This is a genomic window from Pseudomonas pharyngis (assembly GCF_021602345.1).
GTDB classification, from domain to species: domain Bacteria; phylum Pseudomonadota; class Gammaproteobacteria; order Pseudomonadales; family Pseudomonadaceae; genus Aquipseudomonas; species Aquipseudomonas pharyngis.
Genome location: NZ_BQID01000009.1, coordinates 219298 through 238764, shown reverse-complemented (window position 1 = coordinate 238764; position 19467 = coordinate 219298). Strand labels below are relative to the sequence as shown.

The window sequence follows — 19467 nt, the reverse complement described above, 5'->3', positions numbered from 1 at the left end:
ATGACCCGGCTGCTGGTCTGGCTGCTGATGTGTGTGATTCCTGCGCTGGCGACGGCGCAGGATGAGCCGTTGCGCGTGGCCTACAAGGGTGAGTTGCTGTCGCTGAACACCACGCAACTGACTGCTCGCGAGCCGTTGCCTTCTTCGCTGGAGACACCGCTGGGCAGTCTGTGGAAGGTGTTCGTTTATGCGTGGCTGGTGGATACCGGTGCGCGGGAACCGGCTTATGAATGTCGTGGGCAGTCGAAGGAAGAGGTTTATTGCTGCACGGCGGGCGGGAAGATCGAGCGTGATCAGGCGCTGGTGAAATCCTGCGGGCTGTATTTCGAGCCGGCGCGGTTGGGCATAACCGCTGGTGATTGGAGAACCTATTGGCAAGCCCGACAGGCGCCGTCGTGGTTGCTGGATTTGCCATCGGTGCAACCGGCTACTCGGGTTTCCGTGGCGGACTTGCTGAAGGTTCTGGTTTTGCTGCCGGCTCAGGATCAGATGCGTCGGGTGCTGCTCGACGTGGTGCTGAACGCGGCGGACGGCAATGTCGTCGGCGAACTCGGTGGGCGCTTGCGGGTGAAAACCTGGAGCTGGCTCGGCGATCAGGACCCGCAATCACGTCAGGGTGGATTCGCTGGGTGGACGGCGGATGGCTCGCCGATCTGGGCCGGTGGCCGGGGCACCAGTCAGATGGTTTTGCGGCATTATGGTTCGGCGTTAGCGACGGTGTTGCCCGCATCATGGCCGGCGGAAGCTGGGCGTTGTGTTGAGGTCGGGCTGTTCTCGCGTTATCCGGTTTCGCGGGTTCTGGCCGGTGATCGAGTGGTGAGCTCCGGCCCGTTGCAGGGCGATTACCGCGTCGAATTCGCCAATGGTAATGCGCTGGATATCCACAGCGACGGCGAGCTGTTTCTGCTCAACGACAAGCTTGTGGCTCGGCTGGATCGCGAAGAGTACGTCGCCCGTGTGCTGGAGCGTGAAGCCAAACCTGAACCGGCCGAAGCCGCGAAAGCGTTAGCCGTGGCGATCCGCACGTATCTGCTGCAAAACGCCACGCGCAATGGCGAATGTTTGAGCATCGACGACAGCAGCATTCGCCAGCGTGTTGCACCGCGTCCGGCCTCCGCCGAATCTCGCAGCATCGCCGCTTGGACGGCGGACCTGGTATTGGCCGGCAGCACCGTCACCTATCACTCCGATCAACCCGGCCCCGACAAACTCGCCTGGCAGCAAGCCGTCGAGCAAGCCAATGCCGGCCAGCGTTACGACGCTATTTTGCTGCACGCCTATCCGCGCGCGAGCCTCAGTCGCTGGGACAATCCGGTGGCGTCCTGTGAAGCGCTGCCCGCCGCGCAAGACTGGCTGCAAAAGCAACGTCGCGGCTGGCGTCCGACGCTTGAAAGCGAAACCGGTTACAACGAAGTCAGCACTTTCGCCGTCTGCAAACTCGCCTTCGGCCGCCCCTTCGTCGACCGCGAACGCCAGCGCATCTACGTGCGCGGCGTGCTGTCCCTGCAGGACCGCCTCGACCTGACTCACGAATACCTGCACCTGGCCTTTGAAGCTCACCCCAATGGCCAGGATGAAACCTATATCGAAGGGCTCGCCCGTCACCTTTTGCTGGAATAGACCATGACACTCCGTTATCCACAGGTCTTGCTGTTGCTCTGCGTATTTGCCGCGGTTTCGCCGGTGATCGCTGCTGACGGCGTCAAACTCGACACCCCCGTCGGCGGTTGGCGCAACGGCGCGCCCGAAGGCGAGGGCGAGAGCTTCCGCCAGACCGTCAACTATCCTGCCTCCTCGGTGAACACACCGCTCGGCCAGGCCAACACCGCGCGCATCAGCGGTGAAATCAAAGCCACACCGAAAAACAAAGAGCCCGGCCGACTGATCGTCAACGGCGTCAGCATGCCGCTGAAAATCGACGAAAGCGGCCGCTTCGACCGCCCGTTCTCGTTTCCCAACGGCAGCAACAGCGTCGAAGTCCGCAGCCCCGACGGCCAGCAACGGCATCGCACGCAGTTCCTTAATACCAGTGGCGGCGCGACTCCGGCAAAACTCCGAGTATTGCTGGCGTGGGACAGCGATGGCACCGACCTCGACCTGCACCTCATCACACCCGACGGCGCACACATCTGGTACGGCGACAGGGTCGCGCCCAACGGCGCGGCTTTGGACGTCGACGTGACCACCGGCTACGGCCCGGAAATCTTCGCCGTGCCGGCGCCGATCAAGGGGCAGTATCTGGTGTATGTGAATTATTTTGGTGGTGGGTATCGCGGGGATGACGAAGGTGGGGAAGAGGCGGTGCAGCCGCTGACTACGGCGCAGGTGACGGTGATTACGGAAGAGGGGACGCCTAGCGAGAAGATGGAGACTTTCATCGTGCCGATGCGGGCGGTGGGGGAGTTGACGTTGGTGAAGTCGTTTAGTTATCCCTGAGCAGGAGCCTGCTCAGGGTTGCATTAGAAGCCGGGTGGAATGTAGCCGGGCACGAACGGAACGTTGATGCACTTCCCGTGAATGATCTTCCCGTCTTCAATCCTGAACAGCACGATCTTCTTGGCCTTATTGACGGTGGCCTCCAGTTTGCAATCCGAACTGTGACCGACCGTCTCATAGTACTCGGTGTAAACCATGCCGTTGCCGGTATGGTTCATTGAAGTCCCGGCCGCTTCTGTAGTGGTCCAGCTGGAGGATTTGAACCAAGTGAGAACCGCCAGATTCTCACCGTTGGCACCGGTCTGTTTTTTCATCGAGTCGGGTTTGCCGAACAGGTCGAGTGCTTCCTGGACATCGCGTCCTTCCCAGCGAGACTGAGCAATCAGGTGGCAGCCATGCAGCAGCAATAGTGTGGGTGTCAGCAGCACCGCCAGTAACGTTTTAGTCCATTGATTCATCATGCGTTCCGCCGCTTACTTGTTACCGAGGATCGAATCCAGGTTGTCCATCATCTGCCCCTTCTCCTGAATCGGTGCCAGCTTGAAGAACATCTGTTGCATGCCCTGAATCATCTGCAAGGGCTCCATCTTGCCCAGCGCGATCATGTCCTTTTTAGCGGGGGAGCAAACAAACTCGGCGGCGCGTTGTACCCAGAACTCCTTCGGCTGCTGCCATTGGTTGTTAACTTTCAGGTGCCGCATCATGTAGGCAATGCGATCTATGGATTGCCCATTAAGAAAGCGGACCTTGTTCGTGGAGCACTGCACTTCGAGGTTGTAGGCATCGATCATCGGTTTGCCGGGTTCTTCATACACCAGCGTCACGGCCACCAATTTCGCACCCTTGGTATGGTTCGACGGCACGACTGAAGTGCTGTCGGCCACATACATGATGTTCTTGTTGGGAATGCCGTTGCCGTAAATGATCCACCAGTCACCGACGGGGTTCGGTTCTTCTGCCTGCGCGCAAGTAGTGGCGGTCAGAAGTGCGGTTGCTAGAACAAGGGATTGATTGAGTTTGAAAAACGACAACATAGTGTTGCTCCATTCCTTGGTGCTTTTGCAATGCACAAAAACAGAATGGAAATTTAGTGGCGAGGTTGGGTGAGCGGCAATTAGGGCGGATGTGCTAATGGCTTATTGCGATGGTTGAATAATCAAATGAAAGTGTTGGGAGGGGAAAGAGTAAACCGCTTTGTCATGGTCGCCATCAATCCGGGAAAACACCGCAAAGCGCGTTGCCTTGGTAACCGTGGACGATCGGTCCCAACATCATGAATGGGCCACAAGCGTATAGCGAAGATGGCACTTTTTGCTGTGTGTTGAGCAGAACGGCTTCGTTTCCGAACTCGTCTTTGCCGAAGGATTGCTCAAAGTACGACGTGCAAACCGGCAGCTGCAACGGCACCGGAACCACCAACGCCCAGACAGTAACTCCGCACCATTCTCGGACGGGTGTCGATTTTGATGTTCTGGTGATCTGTGGGGGAAGCGAGCGGTAACTTTGTGTTTTGTATGCGTCGGTTTTGAGTGTGGTTTTTTCAGGGAAGGAAATGCCTACTCCCACGCAAGCTGGCAGGCTGAGGCATATGGTCGAAACCAGTCCGACGTATTTCAGGCGTGAGTTCAGGGCAGATGGGAGCAATCTAGAACGTCCTTGTAGTGCTTTAAGCATCGAAATTGCCAAGAGCTTTTTTGCTGAACAATTGTGCAAGTAGCGCCTGCACGATTTGCGTACTGATCAGCCATTGGCTGAGCGGCTCTCGAAAACCACTTTTCCAATAGGCATTAAAAAGCCGGCTTGTGGCCGGCTTCTCGGGGACTGGCTTGGTTTATTTTTGGTAAACCGCGCCAGCCTTCAAAACGTACATCCGGATCTTGCGTCCGGCTGTGGGACTTGGTCAGACAGTGGTCTGCCGCGTCAGGCGTCATCTGGGCCGCTTGGCGGGTCGATGCGCGAATGTGGGGCGCAGGATACTGAGTTTTGTTGGGGATTCCCAGTGCGAAGTGCGGGATAGAGCGTTCTATCCAGGAAAAATCCCGTATTTGTACCGACTATCCGGGCCGGTTGCCCCTCACGACAGAAGCTGGCTCAGAGAAACGGCACCACCGGCCGCCGCTTGCCCAGCGTCGACCACCAGAACACCCACCCCAGCACATGAATCCGCTGCTCCTCAATCTGCGCCGCCCGGAAAATCTCGTCCGGGTATTCGGCGCTGTTGTGGCTGCGCAGGCGCAGGGCGTTGCCGGGCATGCGGTGCAGGTATTTGATGCGCAGCATGCCGTCGTGTTCGATGGCGTAGATTTCGCCGTCCACCACCTGGGTGAGGCCGCGGTCGATGGCGAGGGTTGAGCCGTCTTCGATTTTCTCGGCCATGCTGTTGCCGATCATGTGGGTGCAGATGGCATCGGTGTGACGAATTTCCAGGGCTTCGAGGTGGCTGCGGGGCAGACGGATGGTTTGGTCCGGGTCCTTGATGACGTGGGTCTTGTCGGAACCAGGGGCAGTCGGGGCTTCCTTGTAGAGCGGCAGTTCGATGTCGTTGGTTTCGAGCACCGTGTAGACGCCGCGAATGGCATGGGCATCGAGGATGTCGCCCGACTCCGTATGCAGGTGCGGGGCGTCTTTCGGGCCTTCGCCGGTCTTCAGCCATTGGCTGTTGACGGACAGCAGGCGCGCAACTTCTTCCATGCGGTACGCGGGTACGCCCCGGGTGTACCAGTTATGAACGTTTTGGGCTTCCGTGCCCCAGAACTTTGCGAATCCCGTGGTGGTGATGTTCGCAGCTTCCAGGAGTGCCTTGAATCTTGGACCGCTAGTGTTCTTTCTCATAAACACGAGTCTACGACCGGCCTAGAGCGGTTTGAATAAACCTTGCGTTCAAAATCAGGGCAAATTTTGCGACGGGATGTAAGACGCCCTTGTGGGAAATTACACACACTAAAACTTTTCTGTAGGTCGCTATAAACAAGTCGTTTAAGCACTTATCAGGCAGGCACAAAAAACCCCGGATCAACCGGGGTTTTCTTCAAGCGTGTCGCAGGTCGCGAGGCTTAGCCTTTGTAGGCAGCAACCGACTTGGTGATCGCGGCGCGGGCAGCGTCAGCGCCGTCCCAGCCTTCGATTTTCACCCATTTGCCTTTTTCGAGATCTTTGTAGTTCGCGAAGAAGTGCTCGATCTGCTGGATCAGCAGGGCTGGCAGGTCGGTGTATTCCTTCACGTCCACGTACAGCTGGGACAGCTTGTCGTGTGGAACGGCGATGACTTTGGCATCGCCGCCGCCGTCGTCGGTCATGTTCAGGATGCCGACCGGACGCGCGCGGATCACCGAACCTGGAGCAACCGGGTAAGGGGTCACGACCAGCACATCGAGGGGATCACCGTCGTCAGCCAGGGTGTTCGGGATGTAACCGTAGTTGGCCGGGTAGAACATCGGGGTGGCCATGAAACGGTCAACGAACAGGCAATCGCTGTCTTTGTCGATTTCGTATTTGATCGGCGCGTGGTTGGCCGGGATCTCGATCGCGACGTAGATGTCGTTCGGCAGGTCTTTGCCAGCCGGAATCTTGCTGTAGCTCATTGGGCTTTGCCCCCGTTAGTTGACCAAAAACACTTGGCCGGATTGACCAAAAAGTGGCGGCGATTATAGGCATATTCTGCCGTGGACGCCATGTACCGGAAGTCGTGCAGACCTTTACTCGTGAGCCTGATAGACCGGGTCGCTGGCCTGAAGTTGCTTCAGGCGCGCCAACGGATCCTGGCGATAGAAAAGCTGCAACTGCGCATACACCTGTGGGTAAGCCTCGTGCAGCAGATCCGGAGCGCTGAAGAAGTACTCGCTGGTGACGGCGAAGAATTCGGCCGGGTTCTCGGCGGCATAGGGGTCGATGGCGGTTTCGGCGTCAGGATGGCGGTCGAGCTGGCGATTGAGGTCGTCGTACGCTGCCTGCATCACTTCGGCCCAGTCTTTCACCCGCATGTCGGCATGCAGCGGGGGCAGGCCGTTGGCGTCACCGTTGAGCATGTCGAGCTTGTGCGCCAGTTCGTGGATCACCAGGTTGTAGCCTTCCCAGCCACCGCTGGCCATTACGCCGGGCCAGGCGAGGATGATCGGCCCTTGTTGCCACGCTTCGCCGCTGTGTTCGCCGTCCCACTCATGCTCGACGCCGCTGGCATCGCGATGGCGCTGGGGGCTGAGGAAGTCGTCGGGGTAGAGGACGATTTCGTGGAAACCCTGATACCAGTTCAGATCGCCGAGATGCAAAAGCGGCAATTGGGCCTGGGCGGCGAGCAGTAGGCGTTGTTCCTGGTGCAGTTCGACGCCGGGCAGGGCGGTCAGGTGTTTGTCTTCGAGGAACAGCACGCTGGCTTCACGCAGCCACTGGTCTTCAGCGGGCGTGATGCCATCGAGAAAACTCAGGTGATGGCGCACCCGCTGCCACAGTTCGTCGGCAATCGGGTGCCTGGCCAGAATGCGCCGGCGGCGCCAGGCGCTCAGCGACCACATCGGCTTAGTGCGATTGGGCTTTGGTGCCGCCGAAGCGGCTGCGAACCACACCGATGATCATCGGTACCAGCGACAGCAGAATGATGCCGACCACCAGCAGCGACAGGTTCTTCTTGATGAACGGCACGTTGCCGAAGAAATAACCCAGCGTCACCAGACCGCCAACCCACAAAACCGTGCCGAACACGCTGAAGCCGAAGAACCGCGGGTAAGGCATCTTCGCGACACCGGCGACGAACGGTGCAAAGGTGCGGATGATCGGCAGGAAGCGCGCCAGGGTCACGGTTTTTCCGCCGTGCTTGTCGTAGAAATCGTGGGTCTGTTGCAGGTAGTCGCGGCGGAAGATTTTCGAGTTCGGATTGCTGAACAGCTTTTCACCCGCGGTTCGCCCGATCACGTAGTTGGTACTGTCGCCGAGAATCGCCGCGAGCATCAGCAAGCCCGCCAGCAATACCGGGTCCATACCGCCGCCCGCAGCCACTGCGCCGGCGATGAACAGCAGGGAATCACCCGGCAGGAATGGCATCACCACCAGACCGGTCTCGCAGAAGATCACCAGAAACAGGATGGCGTAGATCCATGGCCCGTAATTATTCACCAGCAGGTCGAGGTAAACATCGAGATGCAGGATAAGGTCGAGCGGGTTGAAATCCATGGAGGCACCTGTGGTGACGGTCTGACTCGGCAGACCTGTGCGGATGACTTCGTGTAAGCCTACAAGCGGGTGTAGTTTTTCTTACAAGCCGGAAAGATCGGGATTATACGGGCTGAGGGGTGAAAAGCGCGTTGGTTTTGTAGCGGGGGATGTCGGTGTGAAGAAATGTCGGGTTGGGATTCATTTTGGGGAGGAAGTCTGCTCCCTCCCCGCAGGAAACCTCGCGATCAGAGTTCTTCGCTGATCGGCAGCACGTAGTTCTTGAACTCGGTGTCTTCCTTGAACCCGATGGATTCGTAGGTTTTCTGCGCCACTTCATTGTCGGCACTGGTGGAGACGCGCATGCGCACGGCCTGTGTTTCCTTGGCCATTTTCTTCGCGGTGCGGATCAGGTTGTCGGCCACTAGCTGGCGGCGGGCGTCTTCGGCGACATAGATGTCGTTGAGAATCCACACGCGCTTGAGCGACAGCGAGGAAAAGCTCGGGTAGAGCTGGCAGAAGCCCATGAGTTTTCTGTCGTCGTCATCGGCCAGGGCCAGGTAGATCACCGACTCCTTGCGTCGCAGGCGCTTTTCGAGAAAGGCCCGGGACGAGTCCGGATAGGGCAGGGAGCCGTAGAACTCGCGGTACTTAACGAACAACGGGGTCAGCAAATCCAGGTGTTCGAGGGTCGCTTGGATAATCCGCATGGTAGGTCTCGTCCTTCAAGTGGCTGTCTTCACGTGCTCTGACGGCGATGGGAAACCCGGGCGGCCGTGCATCGATCCTGCCTGAAACCGGCGCAGAAAGGCAATGCGGAAACGGTTCAGGCTGGGGGCGGATCGAGTAGGAAATTACTCTTCATGTCTGCACCGGCTTCCGATTCCAGCGTCTGAACCTGCGCCTCGTCCTTCAGATTGACGCCCGACAGCTGGCGCCGACAGGCTTCGCGCATCAGATACAGCAAGCGATGCGCCGCCATGCCATAGCTGAGCCCTTCCAGCCGCACATTGGAGATGCAATTGCGATAAGCATCCGTGAGGCCGACCTTGGGATTGTAGGTGAAATATAAACCCAGGCTGTCCGGCGAACTGAGGCCCGGACGCTCTCCAATCAGCATCACAACCATTCTGGCGCCCAGCAACTGGCCGATTTCATCGCCAATCGCCACTCGGCCCTGTTCCACTAAAACCACCGGCGCTAACGACCATTGGTCGGCGCTCATCTGTTCATCCAGGCGGGTGAGAAACGGCAGCGTATGCCGATGCACCGCCAGTGCCGAGAGGCCGTCCGCCACCACCATCACCAGATCCACGCCGCCCGGATGCGCCTGGGCGTATTCGCGCAGGGCTTGCGCCGATTGATCGCTCAGCTTGCGCCCCAGATCCGGGCGTTGCAGGTAGCTGTTGCGATCCACCGCCGCGCTGTGCAGCACAAGACTTTCACGTTGGCGTTCAGTCAGCTGGGCGCTGAGCCCGGCGTGATCGAACGGCAGATGCACCGCGTCCCGAGCCTGGGCGTGGGCGTACTGGAAATCCAGTTGTTCGCGGGTCGGCAGGCTGGTGCCAGTACGACCGAGGGCAATGCGCGCCGGGGTCAGACGACGCAGCTCCAGCCACGGGTTTTGCGGATCGACGGGCGGTTTTTCCATCTGACTCATCCCAATTGCGCCAAGGCCTGGCGAAAGGCCGGCGGCAGGTTGTTGCCGAAGCGGACCTTGCCGTCCGCCTGGGTGAAGATGCCCATGTTCGCCAGCCACTGCTCGAACTCCGGCGCCGGTTTCAGGCCCAGGGTCTGGCGCGCGTAGAGCGCGTCATGGAACGAAGTGGTCTGGTAGTTGAGCATGATGTCGTCGGAGCCGGGGATGCCCATGATGAAGTTGATCCCGGCCACGCCGAGCAGGGTCAGCAGGGTGTCCATGTCGTCCTGGTCGGCTTCGGCGTGGTTGGTGTAGCAGATATCGCAGCCCATCGGCACGCCGAGCAACTTGCCGCAGAAGTGGTCTTCGAGGCCGGCGCGGATAATCTGTTTGCCGTTGTAGAGGTATTCCGGGCCGATGAATCCCACGACGGTGTTCACCAGAAACGGCTTGAAATGGCGCGCCACGGCGTAGGCCCGGGTCTCGCAGGTCTGTTGATCGACGCCGTGGTGGGCGTTGGCTGACAGTGCACTGCCCTGACCGGTTTCGAAATACATCAGGTTCTGCCCGAGCGTGCCGCGATTGAGGCTCAGGCCCGCTTCATAACCTTCCTGCAAGATGTTCAGGTTGATACCGAAACTGGCGTTGGCCGCTTCGGTGCCGGCAATCGACTGGAACACCAGATCCAGCGGCACCCCACGGTTGATCGCTTCTATAGAGGTGGTGACGTGGGTCAGCACGCAGGCCTGGGTCGGAATGTCGTAGCGCTGGATGATCGCGTCGAGCATTTCCAGCATCGCGCAGATCGAGGCGATGCTGTCGGTGGCCGGGTTGATGCCGATCATCGCGTCGCCGTTGCCGTACAGCAGACCGTCGAGAATGCTCGCGGCGATGCCGGACGGTTCGTCGGTCGGGTGATTGGGTTGCAGCCTTGTGGATAACCGTCCACGCAGGCCGAGGGTGCCACGAAATTTCGTGACCACGCGGATTTTCTGCGCCACCAGCACCAGATCCTGCACGCGCATGATCTTCGACACGGCAGCGACCATTTCCGGCGTCAGGCCGGGAGCGAGGGCGCGCAGGCTGGTTTCATCGGCGGCGTCACTGAGCAGCCAGTCGCGAAAACCGCCGACGGTGAGATGGCTGACCACGGCGAAAGCCTGTTTATCGTGGGTGTCGATGATCAGTCGGGTGACTTCATCGGTTTCGTAGGGAATCAGCGCTTCCTGCAGGAAATGCGTGAGCGGGATGTCGGCCAGTGCCATTTGCGCGGCTACCCGCTCGCCATCGTTGAGCGCGGCGACGCCGGCCAGGAAATCCCCGGAGCGTGCCGGGCTGGCCTTGGCCATCACGTCCTTGAGGCTGTCGAAACGATAGGTCTGGGCGCCGACGGTATGGGCAAATGCGGTCATTGGGCGCGTTCCTCCTGATTCTGTGGATAACTCGATCCCCTGTGGGAGCGGGCTTGCTCGCGAAGGCGTCGTGTCAGGCGACATCATTGTTAAATGACGCACCGCATTCGCGAGCAAGCCCGCTCCCACATTGGATCTTTATGCACTTCTGTATAGCGGGCACCGGGCGAAAGGCGCGGTGCCGGTGCAATTCATATACCTTCGAGCATAGCGTCTGCCGGTGCTTCGGAGCGTTGCTTGGCGGTCAGCTGGAAATACAGGTAACCGGCGGCCATGAACCCGAGGAACACACAACCGATCAGCGTGTTGAACCAGGCCATCGCCACCAGGCACACCAGCGCCAGAAACAGCGCGATGGCCGGCACCACCGGGTAACCGGGCGCGCGGAAGGTGCGTTCCAGATTCGGCTCGGTTTTGCGCAGTTTGAACAGGCTGAGCATGCTGATGATGTACATCACGATGGCGCCGAACACCGACATGGTGATCATCGCCGCCGTCAGGGTCATGCCTTGCAGATTGACCAGACCGTCGCTGTAGATTGCCGCGATGCCGACCACGCCGCCCGCCAGGATCGCCCGGTGCGGCGTCTGGAAGCGCGAGAGTTTGGCCAGACCTTTGGGCAGATAACCGGCCCGGGCCAGGGCAAAGAACTGTCGCGAGTAGCCGAGGATGATCCCGTGGAAACTCGCCACCAGCCCGAACAGGCCGATCCACACCAGCATGTGCATCCAGGTCGAATTGTTGCCGACTACCGCTTTCATTGCCTGCGGCAGCGGATCGTTGATGTTCGACAGTTGACGCCAGTCGCCGACGCCGCCAGCCATCACCATCACGCCAATGGCCAGGAACACCAGGGTCAGGATGCCGCTGACGTAGGCTCGTGGAATCGTGCGTTTCGGGTCCTTGGCTTCCTCGGCCGCCATGGCGGCGCCTTCGATGGCGAGGAAGAACCAGATCGCGAAGGGAATAGCGGCGAAAATGCCAGGAATCGCGCCCATCGTGAACTCATTGGCGCCTGACCAGCCGTTCAGCACAAAGTTGCTGAAGCTGAAGCCCGGTGCGACCACGCCCATGAACACCAGCAATTCGGCGACAGCGAGCACGGTCACCACCAGCTCGAAGGTCGCGGCGATGCTGACGCCGAGGATGTTCAGGGTCATGAACACAAAATACGCGCCGACCGCCGCGAGTTTTGGATCGAGCCCCGGATATTGCACGTTCAGATAGGCGCCGATGGCCATGGCGATGGCCGGCGGGGCGAACACGAATTCGATCAGGGTGGCGATGCCGGCGATCAATCCACCTTTTTCGCCGAACGCCCGACGGCTGTAGGCAAACGGCCCGCCCGCGTGAGGAATCGCGGTGGTCAGTTCGGTGAAACTGAAGATGAAGCAGGTGTACATGGTCGCGACCATCAGGGCCGTGACCAGGAAACCCAGGGTTCCCGCGGTGCCCCAGCCGTAACTCCAGCCGAAGTATTCGCCGGAAATCACCAGGCCGACGGCAATGCCCCAGAGGTGCAGGGTGCCGAGTGTGGGTTTGAGCTGTGTGGTGGAAGTCATAAGTCCTCTCTGTCTTTTTTATTGTTCGATCTGTTGGACTTTCAGGAGTAGCGGTTGGGTGGGTGGAGGCTGTTCACGCAGCGGCAGTGTTCACACAAATCCTGAATGACGGGTACGCAAGGCCCGTGCCAGAGCGGCCAGGCTTTGTGTTGTGTCACTTAGGACGCCTTCGCGAGCAAGTCCGCTCCCACATTGGATTTGTGCAGAATCCAATAATGTGGGCCGACGCAAGTCCCCTGTGGGAGCGGGCTTGCTCGCGAAGGCGATTGAACAGGCAACACAGAATCAAATTATCTGTGTTGCCCCGAGGTTTAGAAGAAGCCCAACGGATTGATGTCGTAGCTCACCAACAGGTTTTTGGTCTGCTGGTAGTGGTCGAGCATCATCTTGTGGGTTTCACGGCCGACGCCGGACTTCTTGTACCCGCCGAACGCGGCGTGCGCCGGGTACAGGTGGTAGCAGTTGGTCCACACACGACCGGCCTTGATGGCGCGGCCCATGCGATAGGCGCGGTTGATGTCGCGGGTCCAGAGGCCGGCGCCGAGGCCGAACTCGGTGTCGTTGGCAATCGCCAGGGCTTCGGCTTCGTCCTTGAAGGTGGTGATGCTCACCACCGGGCCGAAGATTTCTTCCTGGAACACACGCATCTTGTTGGTGCCCTTGAGCAGCGTCGGCTGGATGTAATACCCGGTCGCCAGGCTGCCCTCGAGTTTTTCCACTTTGCCGCCGGTCAGCAGTTCGGCACCTTCGCCCTTGGCGATTTCCAGGTACGACAGGATCTTGTCGAATTGCTGCTCGGACGCCTGGGCGCCGACCATGGTGTCGGTATCGAGTGGGTCGCCACGTTTGATCTGGCTGACTTTCTTCATCACCGCTTCCATGAACTGCGGATAGATCGACTCCTGAACCAGTGCGCGGGAAGGGCAGGTGCAGACTTCGCCCTGATTGAAAAACGCCAGCACCAGGCCTTCGGCGGCTTTTTCAATGAAGCTTGGCTCGGCCTGCATGATGTCTTCGAAGAAGATGTTCGGCGACTTGCCGCCCAGCTCTACGGTGGACGGAATGATGTTTTCGGCAGCGCATTTCATGATGTGCGAGCCGACCGGGGTCGAGCCGGTGAAGGCGATCTTGGCGATGCGTTTGCTGGTGGCCAGGGCTTCGCCGGCTTCTTTGCCGAACCCTTGCACCACGTTGAGCACGCCCGGCGGCAGCAGGTCGCCGATCAGTTCCAGCAGCACGCTGATGCCCAGCGGGGTTTGCTCGGCAGGTTTGAGCACCACGCAGTTGCCGGCGGCCAGGGCCGGGGCGAGTTTCCATGCGGCCATCAGGATCGGGAAGTTCCACGGGATGATCTGGCCGACCACACCCAGTGGTTCATGGATGTGATAGGCCACGGTGTTGCCATCGATCTCGGCGGCGCTGCCTTCCTGGGCGCGCAGGCACCCGGCGAAGTAGCGGAAATGGTCGGCAGCCAGCGGGATGTCGGCGTTGAGGGTTTCGCGAATGGCTTTGCCGTTGTCCCAGGTTTCGGTGATCGCCAGGGTTTCGAGGTTCTGTTCGATGCGGTCGGCGATTTTCAGCAGGATCAGCGAGCGGGCCTGGGCGGAAGTGGAACCCCAGGCATCGGCAGCGGCGTGGGCGGCGTCCAGTGCCTTGTCGATGTCTTCGGCCGTGGAGCGCGGGAATTCGGCAATCGGCTGGCCATTAACCGGCGAGGTATTGGTGAAGTACTGACCTTTGACAGGCGCGACGAACTCGCCGCCGATGTAGTTACCGTACTTGCTCTTGAACGAGACTTTGGCGCCTTCAGTACCGGGGTGAGCGTAACGCATGATGTTCTCCTTGGCTGTTGTACTTATCAGAGAGACGCGCATGAGCGCTTGCTATAAGCGTAGAGCAAAGGCCGGGCCACTGCCGTGCAGGTCAGGCAAATCAAGGCCTTGCGTGATTTCTGTCGGACAAGTGGCAAGCGCCTGTGACGGTATCGGTACAGCTTGGGTGACAGTTTGTACCGCTTCTGGCACAGCCCGTGACCGGGCGGTCTTGCCAGCATTGCAAAGACCGGTGGGCTGGAGGATGCTGGGCACCACTTCACGCATGGGCCGATGAGCCTCGGGGAGAATAATAAGAAATGCACGACAACCATTTGAGTCGCCATGCCCAACAGGTTCTCACCGTCACCCAGGGCAAGCCGCACCTGCATGGCCCCGGTGCCGACCCCTCGATTGCCCGCTCGTGGCTGCGTTGTCTTGAGGACTATCACCTCGACCCGGCCCTGACCATGGCGCCGACCGTGCTCGAACATGGTCGCGTTCTCGAAAGCCGCGAACGGCTGCAACAGGTGTTGCAGATTGCCGGCAATGAAATGAGCAGTCTGCATCAACAACTCTCCGGCGCCGGCCACGCGGTGCTGCTGACCGACGCGCGCGGGGTGATCCTGAACTGCGTCACCGCTCCCGCTGAACGCAAGATTTTCGAACGCGCCGGTCTGTGGCTGGGTTCCGACTGGAGCGAAGCCTGCGAAGGCACCAACGGTATCGGCACTTGCCTCGTTGAACGTCAGGCCCTGACGATTCATCAGGACGAACACTTTCGCGGCCGTCACACCGGCCTGACCTGCTCGGCGAGCCCGGTGTTTGACCCGCACGGCGAACTGCTGGCGGTGCTCGACGTTTCCTCGGCGCGGCATGACGTATCGCGCCAGAGCCAGTTCCACACCATGACGCTGGTCAATCTGTCGGCGAAGATGATCGAGAGCTGCTATTTCCTGCGCTGTTTCGATAATCAATGGTTGTTGCGCTTCCATCTCCAGGCCGAGTCCGTCGGGCTGTTCAGCGAAGGGCTGCTGGCGTTTGACGGGGAAGGGCGGATCAGCGCGGTCAATCAGAGCGCATTGAATTTGCTCGGGCACATTCGTGGCGGCTTGCTCAGTAAACCGGTTGAGGCGTTTTTCGATTGTTCGCTGGATGAGTTGCTCGGGCGCGCCAGCGCCAATGCCAGCGCCAGTTGGCCGCTGCGCACTCGTGACGGGCGGCATCTGTTTGCGGTGCTGCGCGGCGAAACCCGTCGGCCGCTGCCGGTAGCGCCGGTTCTCGCGCCGGTTGATGCGCCGCGTCTTGCCGGGATTTGCCTGGGGGATGCGGCGTTGCAGGCGGATTTTCGCAAGTCGCTGCGGGTATTCGAGCGTGACGTGCCGCTGCTGATCAACGGCGAAACCGGCTCCGGCAAGGAGGCATTCGCCAAGGCTGTGCATAACGCCAGCCAGCGCGCCGGCAAAGCGTTCGTCGCTCTCAACTGCGCGGCGATTCCCGAAAGCCTGATCGAGAGCGAACTGTTCGGCTATCGCGGCGGCAGTTTCACCGGTGCGCGCAAGGACGGCATGCGCGGCAAGTTGCAGCAGGCCGATGGCGGCACGCTGTTCCTCGATGAAATCGGCGACATGCCGTTGGCCTTGCAGACCCGTTTGCTGCGGGTGTTGGAGGACCGGCAAGTGGTGCCTATTGGCGGCGAGCCGGAAGCGGTCAACGTGCGGATCATCAGCGCCACTCACCGCAATCTGCTGGAGCGGGTCGACGACGGCAGTTTCCGTGAAGACCTGTATTACCGGCTCAACGGACTGGAAGTCGCGTTGCCGCCGTTGCGCGAGCGCAGTGACAAATCGCAGCTGCTGGATTTCCTGCTGGCCGAAGAGGCGGGCGGGGAAAAGATCCTGATCGAAGAACCGGCGCGCCAGGCGTTGCTGGGCTTCAACTGGCCGGGCAATGTGCGGCAGATGCGCAATGTGCTGCGCACGCTGGCGGCATTGTGCGATGAAGGGCGGATCGGGTTGGAGGATCTGCCGGCGATGTTTCGGCAGGTGCAGCCGCTGTTGGTCAAAGTCGATGAATCGTCGTCCGAACATCCATTGGAAGATGCCGAGCGGCTGGCGTTGCTCAATGCGCTGGAACACACACGCTGGCACATGACCCACACGGCGCAGCAGCTCGGCGTGAGCCGCAATACGCTTTATAGAAAGCTGCGCAAGCACGGGATCGAGCGGCGTATCAGTTAGAGCCCCCTCACCCTAACCCTCTCCCAAGGGAGAGGGAACCGACCGGTGTTTTCTCTCAAGTTGCGTCGACATAGATATCCGGTCGAACTCAGATTCTGAAAGCCATACAAATCAGCCCCCTCTCCCTCCGGGAGAGGGCTGGGGTGAGGGCAACAGTCTCCAGTCGGACCGAGATGTCGTGATCCACTCGCCCGGCTCCATCAGCTAAAGGATGCGATTTCCCCCTCCCTGCGCTAACCTGCGGCCATGTTTTACGAGGTCGACTATGCACATTCATATTCTGGGTATCTGCGGGACTTTCATGGGCTCGATGGCGGTTCTGGCCAAAGAGCTGGGCCATCATGTGACCGGCTCCGATGCCAACGTCTATCCGCCGATGAGCACCCAGCTCGAAGCTCAGGGTATTCAGCTGACCCAGGGTTACGACCCGGCGCAGCTTGATCCGGCGCCGGATCTGGTGGTGATCGGCAACGCCATGTCCCGCGGCAACCCGGCGGTGGAATATGTGCTGAACAAAGGCCTGCCGTACGTTTCCGGCCCGCAGTGGCTGGCCGACCATGTACTGCAAGGTCGCTGGGTGCTGGCGGTTGCAGGTACGCACGGCAAGACCACCACCAGCAGCATGCTCGCCTGGGTGCTGGAACATGCCGGCATGAGCCCGGGTTTCCTGATCGGCGGCGTGCCGCAGAATTTCTCGGTGTCGGCGCGTCTGGGCGGCACGCCGTTCTTCGTGATCGAAGCCGACGAGTACGACAGCGCGTTCTTCGACAAGCGCTCGAAGTTCGTCCACTACCGTCCGCGCACCGCGATCCTCAATAACCTTGAGTTCGACCACGCTGACATCTTCCCTGATCTACCGGCTATCGAACGGCAATTCCACCACTTGGTGCGCACCATCCCGAGCGAAGGGCTGGTGATTCACCCGACCACCGAACCGGCCTTGCAGCGCGTGATCGAAATGGGCTGCTGGACTCCGGTGCAAACCACCGGTGCTGGCGGTCAGTGGCAGGTCAAGTTGCTGAAAGACGACGGCTCGGCGTTCGAAGTGATGTTCGAAGGCGTATCCCAAGGCGTGGTCGAGTGGGAATTGACCGGTCAGCACAACGTTGCCAACGCCTTGGCCACTCTGGCTGCCGCGCGTCACGTCGGCGTTGTACCGTCGATGGGCATCGCCGGGTTGAGCGCGTTCAAGAGCGTGAAACGCCGGATGGAGAAAGTCGCGGAAGTGCGCGGCATCACCATCTACGATGACTTCGCCCACCACCCGACCGCGATTGCCACTACCCTTGATGGTCTGCGCAAACGTATTGGCGATGCGCCGCTGATCGCGATCATCGAGCCGCGCTCCAACTCGATGAAGCTCGGCGCCCACCGTGACGGTCTGCCGGACAGCGTGGTCGATGCCGATCAGGTGATCTGGTACGCCCCAGCCAACCTCGGCTGGGATCTGGCCGGTACCGCCGCGTTGTGCACCGTGCCGTCGATCGTCAGCGATTCGCTGGAAGGCATCATTGAGCGCGTGAAGAGCCAGGCTCAGCCCGGCACTCACGTGGTGATCATGAGCAACGGCGGCTTCGGTGGCCTGCACGGCAAACTCGCCGAGGCGCTGAAATGAACAGTCGTTTCGAGAGCAACGGCCCCGAACGCATCACGCTGGCGATGACCGGCGCGTCCGGCGCCCAGTACGGTTTGCGCCTGCTGGATTGTCTGGTGCGCGAGGATCGCGAGGTGCACTTTCTGATCTCCAAGGCCGCGCAACTGGTGATGGCCACCGAGACCGACGTGTCGTTGCCGGCCAAGCCGCAAATGATGCAGGCGTTCCTCACCGAATACACCGGCGCGGCCGCCGGGCAGATCCGCGTGTACGGCAAGGAAGACTGGATGTCGCCGGTGGCCTCGGGCTCCGGCGCTCCGGCGGCCATGGTGGTGGTGCCGTGCTCGACCGGCACCTTGTCGGCCATTGCCACCGGCGCCTGCAACAACCTGATCGAACGGGCGGCGGACGTGACGTTGAAGGAACGGCGCCAGTTGATTCTGGTGCCGCGCGAAGCGCCGTATTCGAGCATTCACCTGGAACACATGCTCAAGTTGTCGAACATGGGCGTGACCATCCTGCCAGCCTCGCCGGGCTTCTATCACCAGCCGCAGACCATCGATGACCTGATCGATTTCGTGGTGGCGCGGATTCTCAACCTGCTGGGCATCCCTCAAGACATGCTGCCGCGCTGGGGCGAACACCATCTGAGCAGCGATGAATAAGTTGCTGGCTGCTGTGCTGCTGATGGCGCTGGTGCTGCAACTGACCGGCTGCGCCACGGCGCGCACGCTCGATGCCGCCAAGCCCGGCGCGCCGGTGGTGTATTCCGGCACCCGGCTGGATCTGTATGCGATGAATGGCGGATGTTGCGCGATGGATCGATTCGGCGCCGAGGCGCCGAGTTACCCCGGTGTGGATCTGCCGGCCAGCGCACTGCTCGACACGCTGCTGTTGCCGTTGTCGTTGCTGACGGTGATCGGCGTGGGGTTCCAGGCGACTGGCGGACTCTAAAAAGATCGCAGCCAATGGCTGCGATCTTTTGTTTTTACTTGCCGAGTTTTCTCAACTCATCCGATTCGACGATCCGTACCCCGTCCTGCTCCTCCAACGCCAGCCGCCACATGGCCCGGGCCAGTTGGCAGGCTTCGATGCCGCGGTATTTGCCAGGAATCAATTTGGAGAATGGCGCGGCAAGCTGCTCGCCCAGGCGGGGCTCGCTGCGTTCGCCGAGCAACAGCGATGGCCGACAAATGGTCAGTTGCGGCCAGTCCTGCGCGCGCAACGCGTATTCCATCTCGCCTTTGACCCGGTTGTAGAAAATCGAGGATCGGCGATCGGCGCCCAGGGCACTGATCACAATCAGGTGCCGTGCGCCCATTTCCCGGGCGCGCTTGGCGAAGGCTACGACCATGTCCAGATCCACGGCGCGGAACGCTTCTTCGGAGCCGGCCTGCTTGATGGTGGTGCCGAGGCAGCAATAGGCGATGTCGACGCGACCCGCCAACTGCGGCAGGAAGGTCTGTGGGTCGCCGACCGGGTTTTCCAGATGCGGATGTTCGGCCAGTGGCCGGCGTGAGGGGGCCAGAACACGGCTGATCGTCGGCTCGTTGAGCAGACGGTCGAGCAGATGTTCACCGGTCAGACCGGTGGCTCCGGCAAGCAAGACATGCTGAGGCGTCAAGTACATA

General features: G+C 60.4%; 19 protein-coding genes. 6 read left to right on the top strand and 13 right to left on the bottom strand.

The window, feature by feature from the left end:
• Positions 1-1620, top strand: a complete 1620-nt coding sequence (locus L6D74_RS19805; protein WP_236190123.1) for a DUF2300 domain-containing protein — start codon at positions 1-3, stop codon at positions 1618-1620.
• A gap of 3 nt (positions 1621-1623) precedes the next feature.
• Complete coding sequence (locus tag L6D74_RS19800; RefSeq protein WP_236190122.1) at positions 1624-2436, top strand: YfaP family protein; 813 nt, start codon at positions 1624-1626, stop codon at positions 2434-2436.
• 23 nt (positions 2437-2459) lie between these two features.
• On the opposite strand, the gene L6D74_RS19795 is transcribed toward L6D74_RS19800, so the two are convergent.
• The 12 genes from L6D74_RS19795 to exaC all read right to left on the bottom strand — a co-directional run bounded on the left by L6D74_RS19795 (position 2460) and on the right by exaC (position 14023).
• The gene (locus L6D74_RS19795) at positions 2460-2894 is read right to left on the bottom strand and encodes a hypothetical protein (protein ID WP_039772002.1); all 435 of its coding nucleotides are present in this window, start codon (positions 2892-2894) and stop codon (positions 2460-2462) included.
• A gap of 15 nt (positions 2895-2909) precedes the next feature.
• The gene (locus tag L6D74_RS19790; protein WP_236190121.1) at positions 2910-3470 is read right to left on the bottom strand and encodes a hypothetical protein; all 561 of its coding nucleotides are present in this window, start codon (positions 3468-3470) and stop codon (positions 2910-2912) included.
• A gap of 175 nt (positions 3471-3645) precedes the next feature.
• Positions 3646-4080, bottom strand: a complete 435-nt coding sequence (locus tag L6D74_RS19785) for a hypothetical protein (RefSeq protein ID WP_236190120.1) — start codon at positions 4078-4080, stop codon at positions 3646-3648.
• Between the two features lie 447 nt (positions 4081-4527).
• The gene (locus L6D74_RS19780) at positions 4528-5268 is read right to left on the bottom strand and encodes a S24 family peptidase (protein WP_085648674.1); all 741 of its coding nucleotides are present in this window, start codon (positions 5266-5268) and stop codon (positions 4528-4530) included.
• A 221-nt stretch (positions 5269-5489) separates the two neighbouring features.
• Positions 5490-6017, bottom strand: a complete 528-nt coding sequence (ppa, locus tag L6D74_RS19775; protein WP_007933577.1) for an inorganic diphosphatase — start codon at positions 6015-6017, stop codon at positions 5490-5492.
• A gap of 114 nt (positions 6018-6131) precedes the next feature.
• Positions 6132-6944 carry a M90 family metallopeptidase gene (locus tag L6D74_RS19770; RefSeq protein WP_236190119.1) on the bottom strand — a complete coding sequence of 271 codons (813 nt, stop codon included), beginning with the start codon at positions 6942-6944 and terminating at the stop codon, positions 6132-6134.
• Between the two features lie 4 nt (positions 6945-6948).
• Entirely contained in the window at positions 6949-7599 is a 651-nt protein-coding gene (locus L6D74_RS19765) for a DedA family protein (protein WP_115079342.1), read from the bottom strand.
• Between the two features lie 227 nt (positions 7600-7826).
• Positions 7827-8288, bottom strand: coding sequence for a GNAT family N-acetyltransferase (locus tag L6D74_RS19760; RefSeq protein ID WP_039771887.1), 462 nt, complete (start codon positions 8286-8288; stop codon positions 7827-7829).
• A 116-nt stretch (positions 8289-8404) separates the two neighbouring features.
• The gene (gene eutC, locus L6D74_RS19755; protein WP_373874478.1) at positions 8405-9238 is read right to left on the bottom strand and encodes an ethanolamine ammonia-lyase subunit EutC; all 834 of its coding nucleotides are present in this window, start codon (positions 9236-9238) and stop codon (positions 8405-8407) included.
• Positions 9235-10629 carry an ethanolamine ammonia-lyase subunit EutB gene (locus L6D74_RS19750; protein WP_236190116.1) on the bottom strand — a complete coding sequence of 465 codons (1395 nt, stop codon included), beginning with the start codon at positions 10627-10629 and terminating at the stop codon, positions 9235-9237. Before L6D74_RS19750 ends, eutC begins: the two co-directional genes overlap by 4 nt.
• Positions 10630-10820: 191 nt before the next feature.
• Positions 10821-12191, bottom strand: coding sequence for an ethanolamine permease (eat, locus tag L6D74_RS19745; RefSeq protein WP_039771884.1), 1371 nt, complete (start codon positions 12189-12191; stop codon positions 10821-10823).
• Positions 12192-12502: 311 nt separating this feature from the next.
• The gene (gene exaC / locus L6D74_RS19740; RefSeq protein WP_039771883.1) at positions 12503-14023 is read right to left on the bottom strand and encodes an acetaldehyde dehydrogenase ExaC; all 1521 of its coding nucleotides are present in this window, start codon (positions 14021-14023) and stop codon (positions 12503-12505) included.
• A gap of 299 nt (positions 14024-14322) precedes the next feature.
• Here exaC and L6D74_RS19735 point away from each other — a divergent pair, with 299 nt between their 5' ends.
• The 4 genes from L6D74_RS19735 to L6D74_RS19720 all read left to right on the top strand — a co-directional run bounded on the left by L6D74_RS19735 (position 14323) and on the right by L6D74_RS19720 (position 18790).
• Positions 14323-16242 carry a sigma-54-dependent Fis family transcriptional regulator gene (locus tag L6D74_RS19735; RefSeq protein WP_236190114.1) on the top strand — a complete coding sequence of 640 codons (1920 nt, stop codon included), beginning with the start codon at positions 14323-14325 and terminating at the stop codon, positions 16240-16242.
• A 265-nt stretch (positions 16243-16507) separates the two neighbouring features.
• Positions 16508-17857 carry a UDP-N-acetylmuramate:L-alanyl-gamma-D-glutamyl-meso-diaminopimelate ligase gene (gene mpl / locus L6D74_RS19730; protein WP_007958628.1) on the top strand — a complete coding sequence of 450 codons (1350 nt, stop codon included), beginning with the start codon at positions 16508-16510 and terminating at the stop codon, positions 17855-17857.
• On the top strand, positions 17854-18501 hold the full coding sequence (gene ubiX / locus L6D74_RS19725) for a flavin prenyltransferase UbiX (protein ID WP_236190113.1): 648 nt from the start codon (positions 17854-17856) through the stop codon (positions 18499-18501). Before mpl ends, ubiX begins: the two co-directional genes overlap by 4 nt.
• Positions 18494-18790, top strand: a complete 297-nt coding sequence (locus L6D74_RS19720; RefSeq protein ID WP_236190111.1) for a YceK/YidQ family lipoprotein — start codon at positions 18494-18496, stop codon at positions 18788-18790. The genes ubiX and L6D74_RS19720 overlap by 8 nt, the downstream gene beginning before the upstream one ends.
• Positions 18791-18824: 34 nt before the next feature.
• Here the strand turns inward: L6D74_RS19720 and L6D74_RS19715 are convergent, their stop codons facing one another.
• The gene (locus L6D74_RS19715) at positions 18825-19466 is read right to left on the bottom strand and encodes an oxidoreductase (RefSeq protein ID WP_011336110.1); all 642 of its coding nucleotides are present in this window, start codon (positions 19464-19466) and stop codon (positions 18825-18827) included.
• Position 19467 lies beyond the last annotated feature (1 nt).

What these genes read in the sequence shown, in the direction of transcription:
- L6D74_RS19805 (WP_236190123.1), top strand. Translation starts at nt 1, where the DNA reads ATGACCCGGCTGCTGGTCTGGCTGCTGATGTGTGTGATTCCTGCGCTG.
- L6D74_RS19800 (WP_236190122.1), top strand. Translation starts at nt 1,624, where the DNA reads ATGACACTCCGTTATCCACAGGTCTTGCTGTTGCTCTGCGTATTTGCC.
- L6D74_RS19795 (WP_039772002.1), bottom strand. Translation starts at nt 2,894, where the DNA reads ATGAATCAATGGACTAAAACGTTACTGGCGGTGCTGCTGACACCCACA.
- L6D74_RS19790 (WP_236190121.1), bottom strand. Translation starts at nt 3,470, where the DNA reads ATGTTGTCGTTTTTCAAACTCAATCAATCCCTTGTTCTAGCAACCGCA.
- L6D74_RS19780 (WP_085648674.1), bottom strand. Translation starts at nt 5,268, where the DNA reads ATGAGAAAGAACACTAGCGGTCCAAGATTCAAGGCACTCCTGGAAGCT.
- ppa (WP_007933577.1), bottom strand. Translation starts at nt 6,017, where the DNA reads ATGAGCTACAGCAAGATTCCGGCTGGCAAAGACCTGCCGAACGACATC.
- L6D74_RS19770 (WP_236190119.1), bottom strand. Translation starts at nt 6,944, where the DNA reads ATGTGGTCGCTGAGCGCCTGGCGCCGCCGGCGCATTCTGGCCAGGCAC.
- L6D74_RS19765 (WP_115079342.1), bottom strand. Translation starts at nt 7,599, where the DNA reads ATGGATTTCAACCCGCTCGACCTTATCCTGCATCTCGATGTTTACCTC.
- L6D74_RS19760 (WP_039771887.1), bottom strand. Translation starts at nt 8,288, where the DNA reads ATGCGGATTATCCAAGCGACCCTCGAACACCTGGATTTGCTGACCCCG.
- eutC (WP_373874478.1), bottom strand. Translation starts at nt 9,238, where the DNA reads ATGAGTCAGATGGAAAAACCGCCCGTCGATCCGCAAAACCCGTGGCTG.
- L6D74_RS19750 (WP_236190116.1), bottom strand. Translation starts at nt 10,629, where the DNA reads ATGACCGCATTTGCCCATACCGTCGGCGCCCAGACCTATCGTTTCGAC.
- eat (WP_039771884.1), bottom strand. Translation starts at nt 12,191, where the DNA reads ATGACTTCCACCACACAGCTCAAACCCACACTCGGCACCCTGCACCTC.
- exaC (WP_039771883.1), bottom strand. Translation starts at nt 14,023, where the DNA reads ATGCGTTACGCTCACCCCGGTACTGAAGGCGCCAAAGTCTCGTTCAAG.
- L6D74_RS19735 (WP_236190114.1), top strand. Translation starts at nt 14,323, where the DNA reads ATGCACGACAACCATTTGAGTCGCCATGCCCAACAGGTTCTCACCGTC.
- mpl (WP_007958628.1), top strand. Translation starts at nt 16,508, where the DNA reads ATGCACATTCATATTCTGGGTATCTGCGGGACTTTCATGGGCTCGATG.
- ubiX (WP_236190113.1), top strand. Translation starts at nt 17,854, where the DNA reads ATGAACAGTCGTTTCGAGAGCAACGGCCCCGAACGCATCACGCTGGCG.
- L6D74_RS19720 (WP_236190111.1), top strand. Translation starts at nt 18,494, where the DNA reads ATGAATAAGTTGCTGGCTGCTGTGCTGCTGATGGCGCTGGTGCTGCAA.
- L6D74_RS19715 (WP_011336110.1), bottom strand. Translation starts at nt 19,466, where the DNA reads ATGTACTTGACGCCTCAGCATGTCTTGCTTGCCGGAGCCACCGGTCTG.